This window comes from Ilyobacter sp., from assembly GCF_041583315.1.
GTDB lineage: Bacteria > Fusobacteriota > Fusobacteriia > Fusobacteriales > Fusobacteriaceae > Ilyobacter.
In genome coordinates this window covers 1-4,510 of the sequence record NZ_JBFHGC010000216.1, presented here as the reverse complement: position 1 = coordinate 4,510, position 4,510 = coordinate 1, and the positions used below count along the sequence as shown (strand labels likewise).

5 protein-coding genes are annotated in these 4,510 nt (G+C 34.5%); 4 read left to right on the top strand and 1 reads right to left on the bottom strand.

From position 1 onward, the window contains the following. The 4 genes from ABZA26_RS08515 to ABZA26_RS08500 form a co-directional block, all read left to right on the top strand. The coding region (locus ABZA26_RS08515) for a sodium ion-translocating decarboxylase subunit beta (protein ID WP_372712564.1) at positions 1–226 on the top strand (226 nt) is incomplete at its 5' end. An 81-nt stretch (positions 227–307) separates the two neighbouring features. Beyond that, on the top strand, positions 308–1,273 hold the full coding sequence (gene bioB / locus ABZA26_RS08510) for a biotin synthase BioB (RefSeq protein WP_372714095.1): 966 nt from the start codon (positions 308–310) through the stop codon (positions 1,271–1,273). Between the two features lie 18 nt (positions 1,274–1,291). Then, positions 1,292–2,077 (top strand): malonyl-ACP O-methyltransferase BioC, encoded by a 786-nt coding sequence (bioC, locus tag ABZA26_RS08505; RefSeq protein ID WP_372714094.1) that lies wholly within the window; start codon positions 1,292–1,294, stop codon positions 2,075–2,077. A gap of 391 nt (positions 2,078–2,468) precedes the next feature. Next, entirely contained in the window at positions 2,469–4,013 is a 1,545-nt protein-coding gene (locus ABZA26_RS08500; RefSeq protein ID WP_372714093.1) for a LytS/YhcK type 5TM receptor domain-containing protein, read from the top strand. 61 nt (positions 4,014–4,074) lie between these two features. On the opposite strand, the gene ABZA26_RS08495 is transcribed toward ABZA26_RS08500, so the two are convergent. Then, positions 4,075–4,510 (bottom strand): 2-oxoacid:acceptor oxidoreductase family protein (locus ABZA26_RS08495; RefSeq protein WP_372714092.1); only part of this gene is annotated, 436 nt, incomplete at its 5' end.

Here is a 4,510-nt window from a genome sequence, read left to right as displayed (position 1 = left end):
AGTAGTTCTTGCTAAGGTTATGAACAAATTCCTAAAAGTTCCAATCAATCCACTGATCGGATCTGCAGGAGTATCTGCGGTACCAATGGCAGCAAGGGTATCACAGGTAGTAGGACAGAAAGCTGACCCGTCAAACTTCCTTTTAATGCATGCAATGGGACCAAACGTTGCAGGAGTTATAGGATCTGCAGTATCTGCAGGGGTACTTCTTTCACTATTTGGATAAATTTACAGATCCCCTCAAATGTAGCTTTAAGGGCTCTTTTGAGGGGATTTTTTTAAACTATGAAGGAGTCGTCGAAAAACTATGAATTTAAAAAGATTTATTAATGAAGAAATAACAAAAGAAGAAGCCTTAGAGCTTTTTAAAGTAAAAGGATCCGAGTTAACTGAGCTTTTTTCTGTGGCAAATGAGATAAGAGAAAAATATTGTGGGAATGTAATCCATACATGTACCATATCCAATGCTAAATCCGGTGAGTGTGAAGAAGACTGTAAATTTTGTGCCCAGTCAGCTCACTATAAAACAAACCTGACCACCTATGACTTGAAAGAAAAAGACATTCTTATGTCTGAATATAAAAGAGCAGAGAAGCTTGGGAGCACTAAGTTTGGTGTAGTCACAAGCGGAAGAAGTATAAAAAAAGGAACTGAAGAATATGATAGTATAAAAGAGTTTGTAAGGGATGCTAAAAAAGAAAATATAAATACAAATATATGCTGCTCTATAGGTCTTCTTGATGAAGAAGAACTCAGTGAACTGAAGGAAGCCGGGGTAACCAGATTTCACAGCAATATGCAGACCTCTATAAATTCCTATAATAAAATAGTGGCAACAACTCACAAGATAGACGACAGAATAGCGACTATCAAAGCAGCCAAAAATATAGGAATGGAAGTATGCAGCGGCGGGATAATAGGAATGGGAGAAACCTGGGAAGACAGGATAGACATGGCCTTTACCCTAAAGGAACTCAAAGTGGACGGGATACCGGTAAATATTTTGAATCCTATAGAAGGGACACCTATGGGGGACAGAGAGCATCTTTCTATGGATGAGATATTAAAAACCATAGCAATTTACAGAATAATACTTAAAGACAGAGTTATAAAAATAGGAGCAGGAAGAGAGGGAATCCTGAAGGACTTTATGGGAATGGCTTTTATGAGTGGTGCAAACGGAATGCTCGTAGGAGGATATCTCACAGTAAAGGGAAGAACTTCTGAAGAAGATTTTGTATTCATGGAAAATGTAAAAAAAATGTGGTCATAACAGAAAAGGGGAATATCTATGATTGATAAGAAAAAAGTGAATCGGAATTTTTCCAAAGGTGCTAGTACATATGATGAATACGCCTTGATTCAAAGACATATGGCTGAAAAATTGGACATATTTATTGAAGGTTCAGAAAAAGTTTTTAATGTGCTTGAAATAGGGTGCGGGACGGGTATATTTTCAGAAAAGATATTGAAAAAATTTCCCAACTCAAAAATAGATTTCTTGGATATATCCTCAGATATGATAAAGAATATGAAAGAAAAAATAGGAACTAAAGAAAATCTGAACTACATAGTGGAAGATATAGAAAATTATAAACCTGAAAAGAAGTATGATTTTATCTTTTCCAACGCCTCGTTTCAATGGATACATAATCAGGAAGGGCTGTTTAATCATCTATACTCGATACTTAATTTCGGAGGCTTCATTTTATTTTCAACATTCGGTAAAGATACCTACTGTGAACTGAGAGAGAGTTTGAAAGCCATCGACCCGAGTCTGGAATACTCACAAAATTTTATATCTCTAAAAGAGCTGAAAGAGATCATACAGGATAAGTACGAAATACTGGCTACTGAAGAGGAGAGAGTGAAAGAAGACTATGACTGTGTGATGGATTTTTTGAAAATGATAAAGGGTATAGGGGCTAACAGTGCATTGTCACAAAGCAAACCTTTTACCAGGGATAAATTTAACAGGCTGGAAGAGGAGTACAGGAAGAATTATTGTTCCGGAGACAGTATAGAGGTTACAAATCATCTGATATATATGATTTTAGGGAAAAGTTATCAAAAGTAAAGATAAGTAAAGTAATATAGGTTATAAAAAATTATTTAAATTGAATAAGCCCTTCCTAATTACTGAAAGTTTAATTGGGAAGGGTTTTGTTTTATGAAATCAAAATAATTTTTTATAGTCTATCAGAACCAATATTCAGAAATTATAACCGGTGTTTAAAATAGAAAAAATTACTGTGTAAAAATAATGTGATATAATTAAGTATGGAGTAATAACAGATTAATTTAAATTTATCTTAAGTATAGAGAGGAGATTGAATGAAGTTTGATTTAATAACTTTACTTGGAAATAAATTAGGAGGTTTGTTTATATTTGCCTTCATACTTTCCAGGATGAAACCCTTTAGAAGTTTGGTCGCAAAAAAAATATCATTATATCGGATAAAGTACTATTGTCAGTTGTTTTTGGAATCTTCGGGATAATAGGGACGTATTTTAGTTTTGAATATTATGGAGGACTTATAAATACAAGGATTATAGGGGTGGCTACAGGAGGGCTCATAGGAGGGCCATTCGTAGGTCTTTTGTCTGGATTGATTGCCGGGATACACAGAGGACTCATAGATAGTGGTGAACTTACAGGCTTAGCCTGTGCCATATCTACTGTTTTTGAAGGTCTTATGGCTGGGGTGATGGGACTCTTTATACGTAATAAAAGCAATAAATGGATGTATGCTGCATTGACCGGTACAATAGCGGAACTCATGAGAAAAGTTTCAGTACTGATAATTGCTAAGCCCTTTGAAAAAGCTTTGGAATTTGTCAGTCATGTGTGGTTGCCTATGGTTATTATCAACTCAGTTGGTCTTGCACTGTTATTCATGATAATCGAAAATATATTTAAGGATCAGGAAAAAATGGCAGCATATCAGGCAAATATTACTCTTAAAACTGTTGATAAAGCTTTACCTTTTTTAAAAAATGGTTTTTGTTCTGATAACATCAAAAAAGTATGCGAAATTATACATGAAATGACTGAATTTGATATCGTCAGGATAATAGAGTCCGGACTACTGATAGCTCAGACTGGTGTGGATCTGGAAAATGAGATTAAGGGAAGTGTTGTCAATACGAGCCAGGTAATTGTAAGTGGGGAACCTCTTATTATCGATAAATATACAGATTCAAATGATGTAAAAAACGAACTTTATTCTCTGATGATCCTGCCTTTAAAGGAGAATGGAAAGGTAATAGGAACTCTTGAATTATATAAAAAGATGCGGAATTCTATAACTTCTGTGGACTTAGAGATAGGGAATGGGCTGGCCAAATTATTTTCTACTCAGCTGACTCTGACTAAACTTGAAAACAATTCAAAATTATTGGAAAAATCACAGTTAAAAATTCTACAAGCACAGATAAATCCACATTTTTTGTTTAACTCTCTGACGGTGATAAGTTCTCTTTGCAGAATTGATGTGGAAAAATCCAGAAATTTGATAATACATCTGAGTGATTTTTATAGAAAATCTCTCAATATAGGTAAGGATATGGTGGACCTGCAAACGGAAATCAATCATGTAAAATCATATGTATTCATAGAAATGGCTAGATTTGAAGATAAACTTAAAATAATTTATGATGTTCCTGAAAGTTTGAACTGCTTTCTACCGCCTTTGACCTTACAGCCTATTGTAGAAAATGCAATCAAACATGGGATTCTTCCTAAAAAAAACGGAGGGACAATCAAGATATCTGGATATAGAAATGCCGGCACTATTAATCTTGAAGTTTCCGATGATGGAGTCGGAATTGGGAAAAATAAATTAGACAGCTTATTTTACGGGGATTTAAATCATGGAGAATCGGTAGGATTTAAAAATGTAGATATGAGATTAAAAGGTATTTTCGGAGAAAGTCACGGTCTTAAGGTATTTAGCGAAAAAGATAAAGGTACTACAGTGTGTCTTAGTATACCAGTGGCAGAAGAATTATGATATATAAAAAAAGGACTTTAAAAGTCCTTTTTTTTGAGATTAAAAATTAATATTATAAGTTTTATAAGTTAACTAAATCGATACCAGCCTGAAATGCTCTTTTGTTTAGTTCTTTTACATGAGCAGGAACTCTTCCTAGTATAGTCGCTTCTAGTATATCTCTGTCTACTATGTTTGTAGCAGCCTGTATGGCTCCGAGAGACACTATATTTGCAACTATTGCGTTTCCTACTTTTTCTTTTGCAGTTTCCAATATAGGTAGTTTAATGACATTTAAACCTTCTGGAACTTCAACGCTTGAATCTATTACAATACTGCAGTTCTCTTTATTTCCGTTTCCGTATGTATCAAATGATTTCTGAGTAAGTGAAAGAAATATGTCTGATTGATTTACCTTAGGATACAGAATCTCAGTATCGCTTATGATTACCTCAGACTTACTTGCTCCACCTCTAGCCTCAGGACCGTAAGATTGTGACTGTACAGCTACCTTACCT